The 19,175-nt window shown below is 76.2% G+C and carries 1 protein-coding gene; it reads left to right on the forward strand.

What is annotated here, in order from left to right; genetic code table 11:
• The first annotated feature begins 187 nt into the window (after window positions 1–187).
• A complete protein-coding gene (locus ACZ7KF_RS06235) occupies window positions 188–19,165 on the forward strand; it encodes a non-ribosomal peptide synthetase (RefSeq protein ID WP_471069771.1) in 18,978 nt (6,325 codons plus the stop codon).
• The last annotated feature ends 10 nt before the right edge of the window (window positions 19,166–19,175 follow it).

Below are 19,175 nucleotides of genomic sequence, written 5' to 3' on the forward strand. Positions count from 1 at the left end.
CCGGCCGGTCGGGCCGGTCGCCGGACACGGCTCAGTACGGCAGCAGAGACCGCAATCACGGCAGCACCGCAGCCCGTCCCGCCCATCCGCTGTGCCACCCCGAACCAGCGCGCCGCCCTCGCAGAGGGACCGGAACCGCTCGCCTCCCACCGGGCCGCAACGTCCCGCTCTCCAAAGGACTTCACCCATGACGGACCTGCACGACAAGCCCGCACCGGCGTCCTCCCTGCCGGCGGCCGGCCCCACCGCCGACGCGCCGGAGAGCGCCGCGGCACCGGCCTCTCCGACGCTGGGCGAGCTGTTCACCGCCTGGGTGGCCCGCACCCCGGACGCACCGGCCCTCACCGACGGCCGGCGGACCTGGACCTACCGCGAACTCGCCGCGCGCGCCGACCGCCTGGCCGCGCACCTCACCCGGCGCGGCGCCGGGCCCGACCGGGTGGTCGCCCTGGTGCTGCCGCGTTCCATGGAACTGATCGCGGCCGAACTGGCCGTCGCCCGGGCGGGTGCCGCCTTCCTGCCCGTGGACCCCGCCTACCCCGCCGAGCGCCGCGCGCTGATGCTCGCCGACGCCGCGCCCACGGTCCCCCTGGACGACCCGCGCCGGGTGAGTGAACTGCTGGACACCGGCGACACCGCCGGAGGCACGACCGGAGCCGAGGCCGCGGCCGACCACGCGGCCTACGTCATCTACACCTCCGGTTCCACCGGTACCCCGAAGGGTGTGACGGTCACGCACCGCGGCATCGGCGGCTTCACCTCCGCCGCCGCCGAACGGTACGCGGTGGGCCCGGGCGACCGGGTGCTGCAGTTCTCCTCGCCGAGCTTCGACGCCTCCGTCCTGGAACTGTGCATCTCCGTCCTGACCGGCGCCACACTCGTCGTACCGCCGCACGGCCCCTGGCTGGGCGACGAACTCGCCGCGGTCCTGGACGAGCACCGCATCACCCACACGCTCATACCGCCCGCCGCGCTGGCCACCCTGCCCGACCCCGCACAGGGCACCGCGCGGCATCTGCGCACGCTGATCGTGGGCGCCGAGGCCTGCTCCGCCGAGCTCGTGGACCGCTGGGCCCCCGGCCGCCGCATGATCAACTCCTATGGCCCGACCGAGGCCACCATCGTCGCCACCTGGACCGGTCCGCTCACCGCCGGCCACGGCACCCCGACGATCGGCGGCGCCCTGCCGCACACCCGGGTGTACGTCCTCGACGCCGCACTGCGCCCCGTGCCGCCCGGTACGGACGGCGAGCTGTTCGTGGGCGGCGACGCCGTCGCCCGCGGCTACCTGGGGCGTCCGGGGCTGACCGCCGCCCGCTTCGTCGCCGACCCCTTCGGCCCGCCCGGCGCCCGCCTGTACCGCACCGGCGACCGGGCGCGCCGGACCGCCGACGGGGAACTGGAGTTCCTGGGCCGGCTGGACCGGCAGGTGAAGCTGCGCGGCTTCCGCATCGAACCGGGCGAGATCGAGGCGGCCCTGCGCCGGGCCGGCGCGGTCGGCGAGGCCGTGGTCGTGGTCCGCGAGGACGAGCCGGGCCACCAGCGGCTGGTCGGGTACGTCACCCCGGCGGCACAGCCGGCTCCCGCCGACCGGGACGCTGCCGCCACCGACGGGGGCGGTGCCGTCGCCGACCGGCGCGACGCCTTCGCCCCCGAGGCCGGCCCGGTGGCCGACGCCGGCACCGCCACCTCCGTCGATCCGGCCGCCTCGACCGCCCCCGACACCCCCGCCGCCGAGCGCCCGGACCCGGTCGCCCTGCGCGCGGCCGTGGCCGCCGTGCTGCCCGCTCACATGGTGCCGTCGGCGGTCGTGGTCCTGGACCGGATGCCGCTCACCCCGCAGCACAAGATCGACCGGCGGGCGCTGCCGGCCCCGGAGCGCACGGTCGTCGCGGGCCGGGTGGCGCCGCGTTCGGCCGAGGAGCGGGCCCTCGCCGAGATCTGGGCGGACGTCCTCGGCGTCGACGCGGTCGGCGTGACGGACGACTTCTTCGACCTGGGCGGCGAATCGATCCTCGCCGCCCGTGCCCTGTCCCGGATCCGGGACGAGCTGGGCGTCCGGCTGACCCTGCGGGACGTCTTCACCGCGCGTACCGTCGCCGCCCTGGCCCCGCTGCTCGCCGACCCGTCGGCCGCCGCACCGGCGGACCCGATCCCGCCGGCCCCGGCCGAGGACACCCTGCCGCTGTCCAGCGCGCAGCGCCGGCTCTGGTACCTCGACGACCTCACCGCGGGCGGCACCGAGTACAACACCGGCGTGTCCCTGCGGCTGCGCGGCGCCCTGGACCCGGACGCGCTACGCCGCTCCCTGCACCGCCTCGCGGCCCGCCACGCCTCCCTGCGCACCACGTTCGCCTCGGCCGACGGGCAGGGCGCACAGCGAGTCGCACCCGAGCCGGACCTGCCGTTGCGGACGGCCGACCTCACCGAAGTACCCGACGCACGCCGCGCCGAGGCCGCCGAGGAAGCGGTCACCGAGGAGCTGAGCCGCCCCTACGACCTGGCGACCGGCCCGCTCACCCGGGCCCTGCTCGTCCGGCTCGCCGCCGACGACCACCTGCTGCTCCTGGCCCAGCACCACATCGTCACCGACGGCTGGTCGGTGGGCATCCTCACCCGTGAACTGGCCGCCCTGTACCACGCGGAGACCACCGGCGAGCCCGACGGACTCCCGCAACCCGCCGTGCAGTACCCGGACTTCGCGGTGTGGGAGCGGCGGCAGCGGGCCATCGGCGGGGACGCCGCCGATCTGGCGTACTGGAAACGGCATCTGAGCGGCATCCAGCACCTGGAGCTGCCCGTCGACCGGCCGCGTCCCGCGGTGCGCACCACCGCCGGAGCGGCCCACCGGCACACGCTTCCCGCGGAGCTGGTGGCCCGGCTGCGGCAGCTCGCCGCGGGCCGCGGCACCACCCTGTTCACCCTGTTCGCGGGCGCCTCCGCGCTGCTGTTCTCGCGCTACTCGGGGCAGCGCGACGTCGCGTTCGGCACCGTCACCACCGGGCGCGGCCGACGGGACCTGGAGGAGGTGCCGGGCTTCTTCGCCAACACGGTGGTGCTGCGCGGCGAGGTGGACGAACGGACCACCGTGGACCGGTTCGTGGAGGGTATGCGCACCACGGTGCTGGACGCCTTCGCCCACGACGGGGTGCCGTTCGACCGGGTGGTGGAGGAGCTGGCCCCGCCCCGCGACCCCAGCCGGACCCCGCTGGTGCAGGCCCTCGTCGTGCAGCAGACCCCGTTCGCCGTGCCGCCCCGCACCGGCGGGCTGCGCTTCACCGAGTACCCGCTGCCCCGCCCGGCCGCCCGCTTCGACCTGGTCCTGGAGTTCACCCCGGACGCGGACGGCGGCTGCCTGCTGACCGCCGAGTTCAACACGGACCTGTTCGAGACGGCGACCGTGGCCCGGCTGACCGCGCATCTGCACCGCCTGCTGGAGGGCATGGCGGACGGCCCGGGCCGCACCCTGGCCGAGCTGCCCATGCTCTCGGCCGAGGAACAGCGCACCCTGGTGGACACCTGGAACCCGCCCGCACGCCGGGCCCGGGACACCGCGCAGCCCACGCTGCCCGCGCTGTTCTCCGCCCAGGCGGCCCGGACCCCCGGCCGTACCGCCGTGGTCTGCGGCCCGGTCCGGCTGGAGTACGCCGAGGTCGCCCGGCGCGCCCACCGGCTGGCCCGGCTGCTGATCGCGCACGGCGCGGGTCCGGAGAGCCTGGTCGCTCTGTGCCTGCCCCGCTCCGCCGACCTCGTGCCCGTGCTGTGGGCGGTGCTCGCCTCGGGCGCCGCCTACCTCCCCGTCGACCCCGGCTATCCGGCCGACCGCGTCCGGCTCATGCTCACCGACGCCCGGCCCGCCCTCGTGATCGCCACCCGGGAGACCGCCTCCGCCCTGCCCGCGGACTGCGACCCGCTGATCCTGGAGGACTGCGCCGAACCCGCCGCGGCCGAAACCGAGCTGACGGACGCCGACCGGCTCCGGCCGCTGCTGCCGGACCACCCCGCCTACGTCATCTACACCTCGGGCTCCACCGGCCGTCCCAAAGGGGTCGTGGTCACCCACCGCAGTGCCGCCGCGCTCGCCGCATGGGCGGCAGAGACGTTCGGGAGCGCGGGGCTGGCCCATGTGATCGCCTCCACCTCCCTCAACTTCGACGTGTCGGTCTTCGAGCTGCTCTGCCCCCTGGCGGCCGGCGGCACCGTCGAGGTCGTCCCCGACCTGCCGGCCCTCGCCGACGGCGCCGGACCCCGGCGGGCCGGGCTGCTCAGCGGGGTGCCGTCCGTCGTCTCCCGGCTGATCGCGGGCGGCACGGCACCCGTGACCGCGGACACCGTCGTCCTGGCCGGGGAGGCCCTGCCCGCGCAGACGGTGCACGATCTGCGCCTCGCCCTGCCCGGCTGCCGGATAGCGAACATCTACGGCCCCACCGAGGCCACCGTGTACGCCACCGCCTGGTTCGCCGAGGACCGGCTGCCGGAGCAGGCCCCGCCCATCGGCGGGCCGGTGGCGCAGACCCGGGCCTACGTCCTGGACCGCTCCCTGCGGCCCCAGCCCGTCGGAGTCACCGGCGAGCTGTACCTCGGGGGCGGCGGCCTGGCCCGCGGCTATCTGCACCGTGCCGGACTGACCGCCGCCCGGTTCGTCGCCGACCCGTTCGGCGCGCCGGGGGAGCGCATGTACCGCACCGGAGATCTGGTGCGCCGCCGCGCCGACGGCGGGCTGGAGTACGTGGGCCGGATCGACCAGCAGGTCAAGGTGCGCGGCTTCCGCATCGAACTCGGCGAGGTGGAGGAGGCGCTGCGCGGCTGCGCGGGCGTGGCCGAGGCGGCGGCCACCACCGCCACCGACGGCGACGGCCACCGGCGCCTGGTCGGCTATGTGGTCCCGGCGGCCGGGGAGCGAACGGAACCCGAGGCCGTACGCCGGGAACTGGGCCGCACGCTGCCCGACTACATGGTGCCGTCGGTCGTCGTCGTGCTGGACGGCCTGCCGCTCAGCCCGAACGGCAAGGTCGACCGCGGCCGGCTGCCCGACCCGGGCCCGGCCGTGCGCGCGGTACGGCACGTCGCGCCGCGCACCCCCACCGAGCGGGCGCTCGCCGCGATCTGGGCCGAGGTGCTGCGCGTCGAACGGATCGGCGTCGACGACAACTTCTTCGAACTCGGCGGCGACTCGATCCTGAGCATCCAGGTGGTGGCCCGCGCCCGGCAGGAGGGCCTGCCGCTGACCTCCCGGGACGTCTACCGGCACCAGACGGTCGCCGCCCTGGCCCGCTGCGCCGACGCCGCGGGCGGCCCCCGCCGGGCCGCCCCGGCCGCGCGGACGGCCACCGGCACGGCCCCCCTGACCCCCATCCAGCACTGGCTGTTCGGCACCGCCGCCGAGCGCGCCGGCCACTACGCCCAGGCGCTGACCGTCCAGGTGCCCGACGACCTGGACCCGGCGGCCCTGGAGGCCGCGCTGAACGACCTGGCCGCCCACCACGACGCCCTGCGCTCCCGCTTCGTCCCCGACGGCACGGCGCACGGCGTGAGCTGGCGCATCGACGAGCACATGCCCCCCGTCCGGCTGGGCCGCCACACCGGCCCGGAGACGGACACCCCCCACTTCGGCCCCTTCGACCTCGCCCGGGGACCGCTGCTGCGGGCCGTGCTGCACGACCGAGGGCCCGGCGAGCCGGGCGTCCTGCACCTCGCCGTCCACCACCTGGTGGTCGACGGTGTCTCCTGGCGGGTGCTGCTGGAGGACCTGGACCGCGCCTACCGGGCCCGCCGGGCCGGCGAGGACGGTACCGCGGCGCTGCCCGCGAAGTCCTCGCCGCTGAGGGAGTGGTCCCGCCGGCTGTCCGCGCACGCGGCGGACGGCGGCTTCGACGACGAGCGCGCGTACTGGGCCGAGGCGGTCCCCGGCACCGAACCCGCTCTCCCCACCGACCTGACCGCGGGCGCCGACACCTACGCCTCGCAGCGCGCGGTCACCGTGCGCCTGAGCCCCGAAGAGACCTCCGCCCTGCTGCGCACCCTGCCCGACACCTACCGCACCCAGGCCAACGACGTCCTGCTCAGCGCCCTCGGCCGGGCGCTGTGCGCCTGGACCGGGCGGGACCGGGTGGTGGTCGACGTGGAGGGACACGGACGCGAGGAACTCTTCGCCGAACTGGACATCAGCCGCACGGTCGGCTGGTTCACCACCCGCTACCCCGTCGCGCTCGCCGTCCCCGGGGACGCCGGCTGGGACGCCGTGCTGAAGCGGGTCAAGGAACAGCTGCGCGCCGTACCCCGGCACGGCCTGGGCCACGACGCGCTCCGTCACCTGGCCGGTCCCGGGGCCGCGCCGCACACCCCGGCCGCGCAGGTCAGCTTCAACTACCTGGGCCGGATGGGGCTGCCGACGGGCGCCGACGGCCTCTACCGCGACACCGTACGGCCGCTGGAGCTGGACGCCGACCCGGCCGCCGAGCGCCCGCACACCCTGGAGGTCGTCGGACAACTGGTCGACGACCAGCTCGAATTCACCTGGTTCTACTCGGACCGGCGGCACCGGGAGGACACGGTCCAGGCCCTGGCCCGGGGCTTCGCGGACGCGCTCGCCGACCTGGCCCGGTACGCCACCCGGCCGGGAGCCGCCGGACGCACCCCGTCCGACTTCCCGCTGGCCCCGCTCGACCAGGCCGCCGTGGACCGGATCACCGGCACGGACCCCGCGGCGGTCGCGGACGTCCTGCCGCTCACCCCCACCCAGGCCGGCATGCTCTTCCACGGCCTGTCCCAGGACGACCGCGGTGTCTACTTCCAGCAGCTGACGTTCGTCCTGGACGGGGTGCCCGACCCGGAGGCCCTCGCCGCCGCCTGGCAGCACGTGAGCGACCGCAGCGAGGTGCTGCGCGGACGGGTCGTCTGGCACGACGTACCCGAACCGCTGCTCGTGGTGCAGCGCCACGCGGACCTGCCGGTCACCCACCTGGACTGGCGGGACCTGACAGCCCGGGAGAGCCGCGCCCGGCTGGACGACCTGCTGGCCCGCGACCGCGCCGACGGCATCGACCTCGCGCGCGCCCCGCTGCAGCGCCTGCTGCTCGCCCGGGTCTCCGACACCGCCGTGCGCGTGGTGTGGTCCTTCCACCATCTGCTCCTGGACGGCTGGAGCCTGTTCCAGGTGCTCTCCGACGTCTTCGCGCAAGCCGCCGGGACCGACGCCGACGCCCTCCCGCACCGCCCGCCCCACCGCGACTACGTGGCCTGGCTGCGGCAGCGCGACACCACGGCGGCCGAACGGCACTGGCAGAGCCGCCTGTCCGGACTCACCGAGGCCACACCGCTGCCGTACGACCGCGAGCCGCGCGAGGCCCACCGTGCCGAGTCCACGCACGCGGTCCGGGCCACACTGCCCGCGTCCGCCACCCGGACCCTGGAGGAACTGGCACGGACGTCCGGCCTGACCCTGAACACCCTGGTGCAGGGCGCCTGGGCGCTGCTGCTGGGCCGGCAGGCGGGCCGGGACGAGGTGGTGTTCGGCACCACCGTCTCCGGACGGCCGCCCGAACTGCCCGGCGCCGAGGCCATGACCGGCCTCTTCATCACCACGCTGCCCACCCGGGTCGCCGTCCCGGACCACGGCACCCTGCTCGACTGGCTGCGCGCGCTCCAGGACGACCAGAGCGAGGACCGGCGCTACGACCACCTGCCGCTCACCCGGATGAAGACGTTCACCGAACTCCCCGACCGGGTGGCCCTGTTCGACAGCATCGTCGTCTTCGAGAACTATCCGGTGGACGACGACCTCGCCGCCGCCCACGGCCTGCGCCTGAGCGGCCTGGAGGGCATCGAGACCACCAACTACCCGCTGAGTCTCACCGCCTATCCGGGCGAGGAGCTGGCCCTGCGGCTCGGCTACGACCCCGAGCTGTTCGACGCCGGGACCGCCGAGCGGATGGCCGAGTACCTGACCGTCCTGCTCACCGGCCTGGCCGCCGGTTCCCGGCGCCCGCCCGCCCGGCTGCCGCTGCTCACCCCCGACCGCCGCGAACAGGTCCTGCGCACCTGGAACGACACCGCCACCGACCTCCCCGACAGCACCGTCGCGGACCTCTTCGCCGCGCAGGCGGACCGCACCCCCGACGCCGTGGCCGTGCAGGCCGTGGACGAGCACGTCACCTACCGCGAACTCGACGCCCGCGCCGCACGGCTGGCGGACCGTCTCGCCGGGCACGGCGTACGGCCGGAACGCCCCGTCGGGGTCCTGATGGACCGTTCCGTGGAGCTGATCGTGGTCCAGCTGGCCCTCGTGCGCACCGGCGGCGTGTACGTCCCGCTGGACGGCAGGGCGCCGGCCGAGCGGCTGCGCCGGATGCTGACCGAGGCCGGAGCCGGACTGCTGCTCACCGACACCGCATGGGAGGAGACGGCCCGGCAGGTGCTGCCCGGCGACGGCGTCCTGCGCGTCGGCGACACCACCGTGACGCCGTCCCGCACCACGGCCACGCGCGACGCCGGCACCGGCGCGGCCGGCTCCGCGCCCGCCCGTGCCGTCCATCCCGACAACGTGCAGTACCTGATGTTCACTTCGGGCTCCACCGGCACCCCCAAGGGCGTCGCGGTGCGCCAGCGGGACGTCGCCGCGCTCGCCCTGGACCGGGCCTTCACCGGACACGACCGGGTCCTCGTGCACTCGCCGCACGCCTTCGACGCCGCCACCTACGAGGTCTGGGTACCGCTGCTGCGCGGCGGCACGGCCGTGCTCGCCCCGCCGGCCGACCTGGACGCCGGCCTGGTCCGGCACGCCGTGACGGAGCAGGGGGTGAGCTGCCTGTGGCTGACCGCGGGACTGTTCCGGCTCCTGGCCCAGGAGGACCCCGGCTGCCTGCGCGGCGCCCGCGAGGTCTGGACGGGCGGCGAGGCCGTGCCCGGCGCGGTGGTGCGCCGGGTGCTGGACGCCTGCCCCGGACTGACCGTCGTGGACGGCTACGGCCCCACCGAGACCACCACCTTCGCCACCCGGCGCGTCTTCCGGGCGGGCGACCCCCTGCCCGCCGTACTGCCCATCGGACGGCCGCTGGACAACACCCGCGTCCACGTCCTGGACGATGCCCTGCAGCCGCAGCCCCCGGGCATCCCCGGCGAGCTGTACATCGCGGGCGCGGGGCTGGCCCGGGGCTACGCGGGCCGGCCCGGGGCGACCGCCGCCCGCTATGTCGCCGATCCCTTCGGCCCGCCCGGCACGCGCATGTACCGCACCGGCGACATCGTGCGCTGGAGCCCCGACGGCGAGCTGCACTTCGTCGGCCGCGCGGACGACCAGATCAAGATCCGCGGCTTCCGCGTCGAACCCGCCGAGATCGAGGCCCGGCTCACCGCCCACCCCGACATCGCCGAGGCCGTCGTCTCCCTGTACGAGGACGCCGGACGCAAGCGGCTGGCCGCCCACCTCGTACCGGCCGGCACCGGGCCGGTACCGGACGCCGCCGAGCTGCGCGCCCACCTGGCCGCCGGACTGCCCGACTACATGCTGCCCGCCGCGTTCGTCACCGTGCCCGAGCTGCCGCTGACGGTCAACGGCAAGGTCGACCGGCGACGGCTGCCCGCCCCCGACTGGTCGGCGGGCGGCGCGCGGGCCCACCGTGCCCCGCGCACCGAGACCGAGCGGACCCTCGCCGGGATCTGGGCCGAACTGCTCGGCGTGGAACGGGTCGGCGCGGACGACAACTTCTTCGTGCTGGGCGGCGACTCGATCCTCAGCATCCAGGTGGTGTCCCGGGCCCGGGCCGCCGGACTCACCCTCACCCCCCGTGATCTCTTCCGGCACCCCACCGTGGCCGAGCTGGCCGCCGCCACCGGCGCGACCGCGCCCGCCGTCGCCGGCACCGAACCGGTCGACGGAGCGGCCGGCCTCACGCCCATCCAGCACTGGTTCCTGGACCCGCGCCCGGCCCACCCCGCGTTCTTCAACCAGTCCGTCGTCATCGAGCCGGCCGGCGCCGTCGACCAGGACGCCCTGCGCCACGCCCTCACCGCCCTGTGGACCCGCCACGACGCCCTGCGCGCCCGGTTCGTCCTCGACAGCGACGGTGGCGACGGCGAGGGCGCCTGGCGGCAGGACATCGCCGCCGCCGACGGCCCGGCACCCGAACTGCTCCACGTCCACGACCCGGCGGACGAGGAACGCGTCACCGCGGCGGCCCACACCGGACTCCGCCTGGACACGGGCCCCCTGATCACCGCCCGCCTGTTCACCGCCGACGGCACCCGGCCCGCCCGGCTGCTGCTGGTCGCCCACCACCTGGTGGTCGACGGCGTCTCCTGGCGGATCCTGCTGGAGGACCTGGAGACCGCCTACCGGCAGGCCGCGTCCGGACAGCCCGTACGGCTGCCCGCCCGCACCACCTCCGTACGGGAGTGGACCCACCGGCTGCGCGAGCGCGCCGGCACCTTCGCGGCACAGAGGGACCACTGGGAGAGCGCCGCCCGGCACTGCGCCGCCCCGCTCCCCGAGGACCTCGCCGGCGGCAACACCGCGGCCGACGTCCGCGAGGTGACCGTCCGGCTGGACCGCGAGCGCACCGCCGGCCTCCTGCGCCGCGTCCCCGGCGTCTACCGCACCCGCATCGACGACGTCCTGCTCACCGCGCTGGGCCGGGTCCTCGCCGACTGGACCGGACGCGACACCGTGGCCGTCGGCCTGGAGGGACACGGCCGCGAGGACCAGCTCTTCGAGGACGTCGACCTGTCCCGCACGGTCGGCTGGTTCACCTCGCTCTTCCCCGTCGCCCTGACCGTCCCGGCGGGGGACTGGGGCACCGCACTGAAGTCGGTGAAGGAGCAACTGCGGGCCGTACCCGACCGGGGACTCGGCTACGGCGTGCTGCGCCACCTCGCCCGCGAGCCCCGCGTCACCGGCGCGCCCGAGCCCGGCATCAGCTTCAACTACCTGGGCCGTTTCGACTGGTCCGCCGAGGGCGGCACCCTGATCGGGGCGGTGCCCGGCGGCCTGGGCGGCGCGGAGGCACCCGGCACCGAACGGCCGCACCTGCTGGACGTCGTGGCCCGGATCGAGGACGACCGGCTGGAGATCACCTGGCACTACAGCGCCGGCCGGCACCGCGAGGAGACCGTCGCCGCGCTCGCCGACGGCATGCTGCGCGCGCTGGACGACATCGTCGCGCACTGCGCCCGCCCGGACGCGGGCGGCCGTACCCCGTCCGACTTCCCCCTCGCCCGGCTGGACCAGGCCGCCGTCGACCGGATCGCCGGGGACGGACGGGACGTCGAGGACGTCTACCCGCTGACCCCGATGCAGGCGGGCATGCTCTTCCACAGCCTGCTGGACCCCGACGGCCGCACCTACGTCAACCAGGTCCAGCTGGTGCTCTCCGGCGTCACCGACCCGCACGCGCTCGCCGAGGCGTGGCAGCAGACCGCGGACGCCAACGCGGTGCTGCGCACGCACCTGGTGTGGCGGGAGACCCAGGAACCGCTCCAGGTCGTCCGGCACCGGGCCGGCGTGCCCGTCACCCACCACGACTGGACCGCGTGGCCCGCCGACCGCCGCGCACGGGAGCTGGACCGGCTGCTCGCCGAGGACCGGGAGGCGGGCATCGACCTGGGGGCCGCGCCCCTGATGCGGCTGACACTGATCCGGCTCGCCCCCGACCGGGTCCGCCTCGTGTGGACGTTCCACCACGTCCTGCTCGACGGCTGGAGCGCGGCCCAGGTCTTCGACGAGGTGTGCGAGCGGTACGCCGCCCTGGCCGCCGGGCACCGCCCGCAGCCGCCCGAGCGCCGGCCCTTCGCCGACTATCTGCGCTGGCTGGCCGGGCGGGACACCGGCCGGGCCGAGCGGCACTGGCGCGCGGCCCTCGCCGGCTTCCCGGCCCCCACCGAGCTGCCCCGCGACCGGCGGCCCGCCGAGGCCCACCGCACCTCCTCCTCCGGATCGGTGCGCACGACCCTCGGCCCCGACGTCTCGGCACGGCTGCGGGAGACCGCGCAGCGGGCGGGACTGACGCTGAACACGGTCCTCCAGGGGGCGTGGGCGCTGCTGCTGTCCCGCTACGGCGGCGGCTCCGACGTGGTGTTCGGTACGACCGTCTCCGGCCGGCCCGCCGAACTGCCGGGCGTCACCTCGATGGTCGGCCTGTTCATCAACACCCTGCCCACCCGGGTCCGCGTCGACGAACGGCGTCCGCTGCTGGACTGGCTGCGCGAGCTGCAGGCCGCCCAGTCGGAGGCCCGCCGCCACGACTTCGTCCCGCTGGCCCAGGTGCAGTCGTGGAGCGAGGTGCCCGGCGGCACCGGCCTGTTCGACTCCATCGTGGTCTTCGAGAACTACCCCTTCGACGAGGGCGCACTGGCCCGGCACGGTCTGGCCATGGAGCAGGAACGGGACCTGGAGCCGACGAACTACCCGCTCAGCGTGGTCGTCGCGCCCGGGGACACCCTGGCCGTGAACCTGGACTACGACCCGGCCGCCTTCGACGCCACGACGGTGGCAGCGCTCGGCGAGAGCCTGCGCACCCTGCTGACCGGCATGGCCGCCGACCCGGACCGCCGCCTGGCCGACCTGCCGCTGCTGGACCCCGCCGAGGGGCGCGCGCTGGTGGACCGGTTCGGCGGCCGGCCGGCCGAGGCACCCCACGACACCCTGCCCGAGGCGTTCCGGCGACAGGCCGAACGCACCCCGGACGCCCCCGCCGTCCGCCACGGCGACACCCGCCTCACCTACCGCGAACTCGACGCCCGCTCCAGCCGGCTGGCCCGGCGGCTCGTCGCCGCCGGCGCCGGACCCGAGCGCTTCGTCGCCCTCTGCCTGCCCCGCACCGCCGACCTCGTCGTGGCGCTCCTCGCGGTGCTGAAGAGCGGCGCCGGCTATCTGCCGGTCGACCCCCAGTACCCGGCCGAGCGGGTCGCGTTCCTCTTCGCGGACGTACGGCCCGACGCCGTGATCACGGCCACGGAGACCGCCGGCCGGCTGCCCGAGGGCCCGTTCACCCGCATCCTGCTGGACGACGAGCCGGACCCCGGGACGCCGGACACCCCCCTCGGCGACGACGAGCGGCGCGGCACCCTGCTGCCCGGCCATCCGGCCTACGTCATCCACACCTCCGGCTCGACCGGCCGCCCCAAGGGCGTGGTCGTCAGCCACGCCTCCGTGCTGGCCCTGACCGACTGGGCGGCGGCCGAGTTCGCCGGCCGGGGGCTGGCCCATGTGGTGGCCTCCACCTCGCTCAACTTCGACGTGTCGGTCTTCGAGATCTTCTCGCCGCTGCTCTCCGGCGGCTGCGTCGAGGTCGTCCGCGACCTGCTGGCCCTCGCCGAGCGCCCCGGACCCTGGCGGGCCGGACTGCTCAGCGCGGTGCCTTCGGCGCTGGACCGGCTGCTCGCCGAGGACGCCGTGCGGATCACCGCGGACACCGTCGTCCTCGCGGGGGAGGGGCTGCCCGCCCGGACCGTCGGCCGGGTCCGCGCGGCCGTCCCCGGCAGCCAGGTGCGCAACATCTACGGCCCCACCGAGGCCACGGTCTACGCCACCGCCTTCACCTGCGACCCGGCCGACCCCGACCGCGACCCGCCGATCGGCCGGCCGCTCGGCGGCGCCCGCGCCTACGCCCTGGACGAGCGGATGCGCCCGGTGCCCGTGGGCGCGCCCGGCGAGCTGTTCCTCGCCGGGACCGGCGTCGCCCGCGGCTATCTGGGGCGTCCCGGCCTGACCGCGTCCCGTTTCCTGCCCGACCCGTTCGGCCCGCCCGGCAGCCGCATGTACCGCACCGGCGACCTGGTCCGCTGGACGGCCGACGGAGACCTCGTCTACCTGGGCCGCGGCGACGACCAGGTGAAGGTGCGCGGCTTCCGCATCGAACTCGGCGAGGTGGAGGCCGCGCTGGCCCGCCACCCGGCCGTGGCGGCGGCAGCGGCCCGCGTCGTCGAACACGCGGGCCACCGCCGGCTGATCGGCTACGTGGTACCCCGACCGCCCGGCTCGCCGGAATCCGCCGGTGCCACGGCGTCCGGCTCGTCCGGTTCGCCGGACTCCGCTGCCCTCATGACGTCCGGTCCCTCTGGTCCCTCCGGTTCGCCGGACTCCGCCGGGCAGGTGCCCCGACCGGCCTCCTCGCCGGGCTCCGCCGGTCGCGCGGTGTCCTGGCCGGACGGTCTGCCCGAACCCGCCGAGCTGCGGTCCTTCCTCGCCCGCAGCCTTCCCGACCATCTGGTGCCCGCCCTCGTCGTCCCGCTGGAGCGGCTGCCGCTCGGTGCCACCGGCAAGCTCGACCGGCGGGCGCTGCCCGCGCCCGAGTGGGCCGCCCCGGCCCCGGGCGACGCCGGCCGGCCACCGCACACCGAGGCGGAGCTGACCCTCGCGGCGATCTGGGCCGAGGTCCTCGGCGTGCCCGAAGTCGGCGCCGACGACAACTACTTCACGCTCGGCGGCGACTCCGTCCTCGGTATCCAGATCGTCTCCGCCGCCCGCAGGGCCGGGCTCATGCTCACGCCCCGGCACCTGTTCACCCACCAGACCCTCGCCGAACTCGCCGCCGTCGCCGAGCGGGCCCCGGATCCCGCCGTGTCCGCCGTCGCCGCCGAGCAGGGCCCGGTGACCGGCGAGATGCCGCTCACCCCCGTACAGCACTGGCTCCTCGACACCCTCACCGGCGACCCCGCCGACTTCAGCCAGACGGTCTCCTTCGAGCTGGCCACGGACCCCGACGAGACGCTGCTGCGAGCCGCCCTGGCCGCCGTACTGGAGCAGCACGACGCGCTGCGGCTGCGGTTCGAGCGCACCGGCGACGGGCGGTGGCGGCAGTTCGGCGCCGCGCCCGGCGACTGCGCCCCGCACCTGGAGGCGCATCACGGGGCCGTCCCGCACGAGGTGGCCGGCACCCTCGGCGCCGGCTTCGACCTGGCCCGCGGGCCGCTGCTGCGGGCCGCGCTGTGCCGGCCGGCCGACGGCGGCCGGCCGGTGCTGCTGCTGGCCGCCCACCACCTGGTGGTGGACGCCGTGTCCTGGCGGCCGATCGTGGAGGACCTGGACGCCGCCTACCGCGCCCTGCGCGACGGCCGGCGGCCCGTCCTCGGCCCCAAGACCACCTCGTTCCGGACCTGGGCCCGCCGGCTCGCCGCGCACACCGAGGCGGGCGGCTTCGACGGCGAACTCGCCCACTGGCAGGGCATCGACGCCGACACCGCCCTGCCGGCCGACCACACCGGCGGCGCGAACACCGTCGCCGTCGAGGAGAGCCTGAGCGCCGGACTCGACGCCGAGGACACGCGCCGACTGCTCCAGGACGTGCCGGACGTGTACCGCACGCGTGTCAACGACGTCCTGCTGTGCGCGCTGGGCCGGGTCCTGGCCCGCTGGACCGGCCGGGACCGCGTCGCGGTGACCCTGGAGGGCCACGGCCGCGAGGAGCTGTTCGAGGACACCGACCTCGGCCGGACCGTCGGCTGGTTCACCGCCATGTTCCCGGTCGCCCTGGACGTGCCCCGGGACGCGGACACCGGCACCGTGCTGAAGTCCGTCAAGGAGAACCTGCGGGCCGTACCGCACGGCGGACTCGGCCACGGCGCGCTCCGCCACCTGCACCCCACGGCCGGAGCCGGGCTGCCCGGCCTGCCGCAGATCTGCTTCAACTACCTGGGCCGGCCGGACCCCGCTCCCGCCCCGGGCGGACTGCTGCACGCCCCTCACGGCGGCCTCACCGGCGGCATGGACCGCTCGGCGGACCGGCCGCATCTCCTCGACGTCCTCGGCCGGGTCACGGACGGCAGGCTGGAGTTCACCTGGTCGTACTCCCGCGAGGTGCACCGCCGGGAGACCGTCGCCCGGCTGGCGGCCGAGCTGACCGACGAACTCCGCGCGATCGTCCGGCACTGCGCCGAACCCGGCGCCGGTGGCCGCACCCCCTCCGACTTCCCGCTGGCGCCGCTGGACCAGGCGGCCGTCGACCGGCTCGTCGGCGGCGGGGCGGACGTGACCGACGTGTACCCGCTCACCCCCACGCAGACCGGCATGGTGATGCACGGTCTGGACGAGGCCGAACACGGCCTGTACGTCGAGCAGATCACCTTCGTGGCCCAGGGCGCCCACGACCTCCGGACCCTGGCCGCCGCCTGGCAGCACGTCGTGGACCGCACCCCCGTGCTGCGCACGTCCGTCGCCCTGCACGGCGTACCCGTACCGCTCCAGCTCGTCCACCGCGACGCGACCCTGCCCCTCACCGAACACGACTGGAGCGGTGTCCCGGCCGGGCGGCAGGACGCGGAGCTGGAGCGCCTGCTCGCCGACGAGCGGGCCCGGGGCCTCGTCCTGGACCGGGCGCCGCTGCTGCGGCTGGCCCTGGTCCGGCTCGGCCCGGACGCGGTACGGGTGGTGTGGACCTTCCACCACGTCCTGCTGGACGGCTGGAGCGTCTTCCACGTCCTGTCCGACGTCACGGCCGCGTACGCCGCCCTCGCCCGCGGTGAGCGGCCCCGGCTGCCCGAGCGCAGGCCGTTCGCGGACTACGCCGCCTGGCTGGCCGCCCGCGACACCGCCCGGGCCGAGGAGCACTGGCGTGGCGTCCTGGCCGGACTGAACACCCCGACCCCGCTGCCGTACGACCGCCGGCCCGCCCCGGGCGACACGGCCCGCTCCGGGACCTGGCTGTCGCGGCGGCTCGACGCCGAGGAGACACGCCGGCTCCAGGAGTTCGCCCGCCGGCACCGCCTCACCCTCAACACCCTGGTCCAGGGCGCCTGGGCGCTGCTGCTGGCGCGGTGGAGCGGGGAGCGGGAGGTGTGCTTCGGCGCCACCGTCTCCGGACGGCCCGCGGACCTGCCCGGCGCCGACACCATCACCGGCCTGTTCATCACCACGCTGCCCGCCCGGATCGGGGTCGACGGCGGGGCCCGCTGCGACACCTGGCTGCGTGCGGTGCAGGAAGCCCGCGCCGAGGACCGCCGGCACGATCACCTGCCCCTCAACACGCTGCACTCCCTCGGTGAACTGCCGCCCGGGACAGCGCTGTTCGACAGTCTCGTGGTCTTCGAGAACTATCCGGTCGGCGACGCCACCGCGGGGGCGCACGGCCTCGCCCTGCGCGACCTGGACGCCCGGGAGGCCACCAACTACCCGCTCACCGTGGTCGTCTCGCCCGGTGACCGGCTGGCAGTCGAACTCGGCTACGACCCGCGGTACTTCGACGCGGCCACCGCCGACTCCCTGGCCGGACAGCTGCTGCACACCCTGCACGCCCTGGCCGCCTCCGACGGCACCGCCCGCCTCGACGACCTCGACGTGCTGCCCGCCGCCCACCGGGAGCGGCTGCTGCGCGGACCGGCCCGCCCCGCGCTCGGCTCGGTCCCCGCCGCCACCCTGCCCGCCCTCGTGGAGGCCGCCGTCGACCGCCGGCCGCCCGGCCCCGCGCTCGACGCGCCCGGCACGCGGCTCACGTTCGCGCAGACCGAGGAACTGGCCAACCGGCTCGCGCACCGGCTCATCGCCCGGGGCGCCGGCCCCGGCGACCTCGTCGCGCTGCTGCTGCCCCGCTCCGCGGACATGGTGCTGGCGCAGCTCGCGGTGGCGAAGGCCGGCGCCGCGTTCCTGCCCGTCGATCCCGCCTATCCCGAGGAGCGGATCGCCCTGATGCTGCGCGACGCGGCCCCCGCCCTCACCCTGGACGCCAAGGAGATCGCGGGCCTGCTCGCCGCCCCGCCGGACGACGTCCCCGGCCACCGGCCCACCGACGCCGACCGGACCCGCCCCCTCGACCTGGACGACCCGGCCTACGTCATCTACACCTCCGGCTCCACCGGCACCCCCAAGGGCGTCGTCGTCACCCACCGCGGACTCGCCGCGTTCAGCGCCGCCGAGGCCGCCCACTACCAGGTCGGCCCCGGCGACCGGGTGCTGGCCTTCGCCACGCCCAGCTTCGACGCCTCGGTGCTGGAGCTGTGCATGTCCCTGCCGCACGGCGCCCGGCTCGTCGTCCCCCGGCCGGGACCGCTGCTCGGCGCGGAACTGGCCGACGTGCTGCGGGCGGAGCGCATCACGCACACCCTGCTGCCCCCGGCCGCGCTCGCCACCCTGCCGCCCGACACCCCCGGCACCCTCCCGGACCTGAACACGCTGATCGTCGGTGCCGACGCGTGCGGTGCCGAACTCGTCGCCCGCTGGGCCCCGCACCACCGCATGGTCAACTCCTACGGCCCCACCGAGGCCACCGTCGTCGCCACCTGGTCCGCGCCCCTGACGGCGGACGGCACCGCGCCGCCCATCGGCCGCCCGCTGCCCGCCACCGGCGTCTACGTCCTCGACGCCCGGCTGCGGCCGGTCCCCGACGGCGTCACCGGCGAACTGTGGCTGAGCGGACCGGCGCTGGCCCGCGGCTACCTCGGCCGCCCCGGACTGACCGCGGCCCGGTTCACCGCCGACCCGTTCGGACCGCCCGGCACCCGCATGTACCGCACCGGCGACCTGGTGCGCCGGGACAGCGCGGGCGAACTGCACTACCTGGGCCGCGGCGACCACCAGCTGAAGCTGCGCGGCCACCGCATCGAGGCGGGCGAGGTCGAGGCCACCCTGGTCCGCCATCCCGGGGTGCTGGACGCCGTGGTGACCGTACGCGAGGACGAACCGGGGCTGCCGCGCCTGGTCGCCCACCTGCTCACGGCCCCCGGCGCCCAGCCGCCCACCGCCGCCGAACTGCGCGCGCTGGCCGCCCGGTCGCTGCCCGGCCACATGGTCCCGTCGGCGTTCGTGGCGCTGGACCGCTTCCCGCTCACCGAGAACGGCAAGACCGACCGGGCCGCCCTGCCCGCCCCGGCACCGCAGGAGGAGCGGGAACGCCCCGAGTACGTGGCCCCCCGCACGCCCACCGAGGAGGCGCTGGCGGACATCTGGGAGGAGACCCTCCGCACGGGTGTCGGCGCCGAGGACGACTACTTCCTGCTCGGCGGCGACTCCATGCGCGCCCTGCTGATCGCCTCCCGCGCCAACGACGCGTTCGGCGTCACGCTCACCCCCCGCGACGTCCTCGTCTCCCGCACCGTCGCCGCCCTGGCGGAACTCGTGGAGGAACAGGTGCTGAGCGAACTCGAAGAGGCCGCGTACGGCGGCCCCGACGCCGAAGAGGCCGCGTACGGCGGCCCCGACACCGAAGACGCCGCGCACGGCGGCCCCGACCACGAACGGTGAGGATCCGACG

It is taken from the genome of Streptomyces sp. NPDC038200 (assembly GCF_055600785.1).

Bases quoted from the DNA above. Each gene is read 5' to 3' on its own strand.
- ACZ7KF_RS06235 (WP_471069771.1), top strand. From the start codon at position 188: ATGACGGACCTGCACGACAAGCCCGCACCGGCGTCCTCCCTGCCGGCG.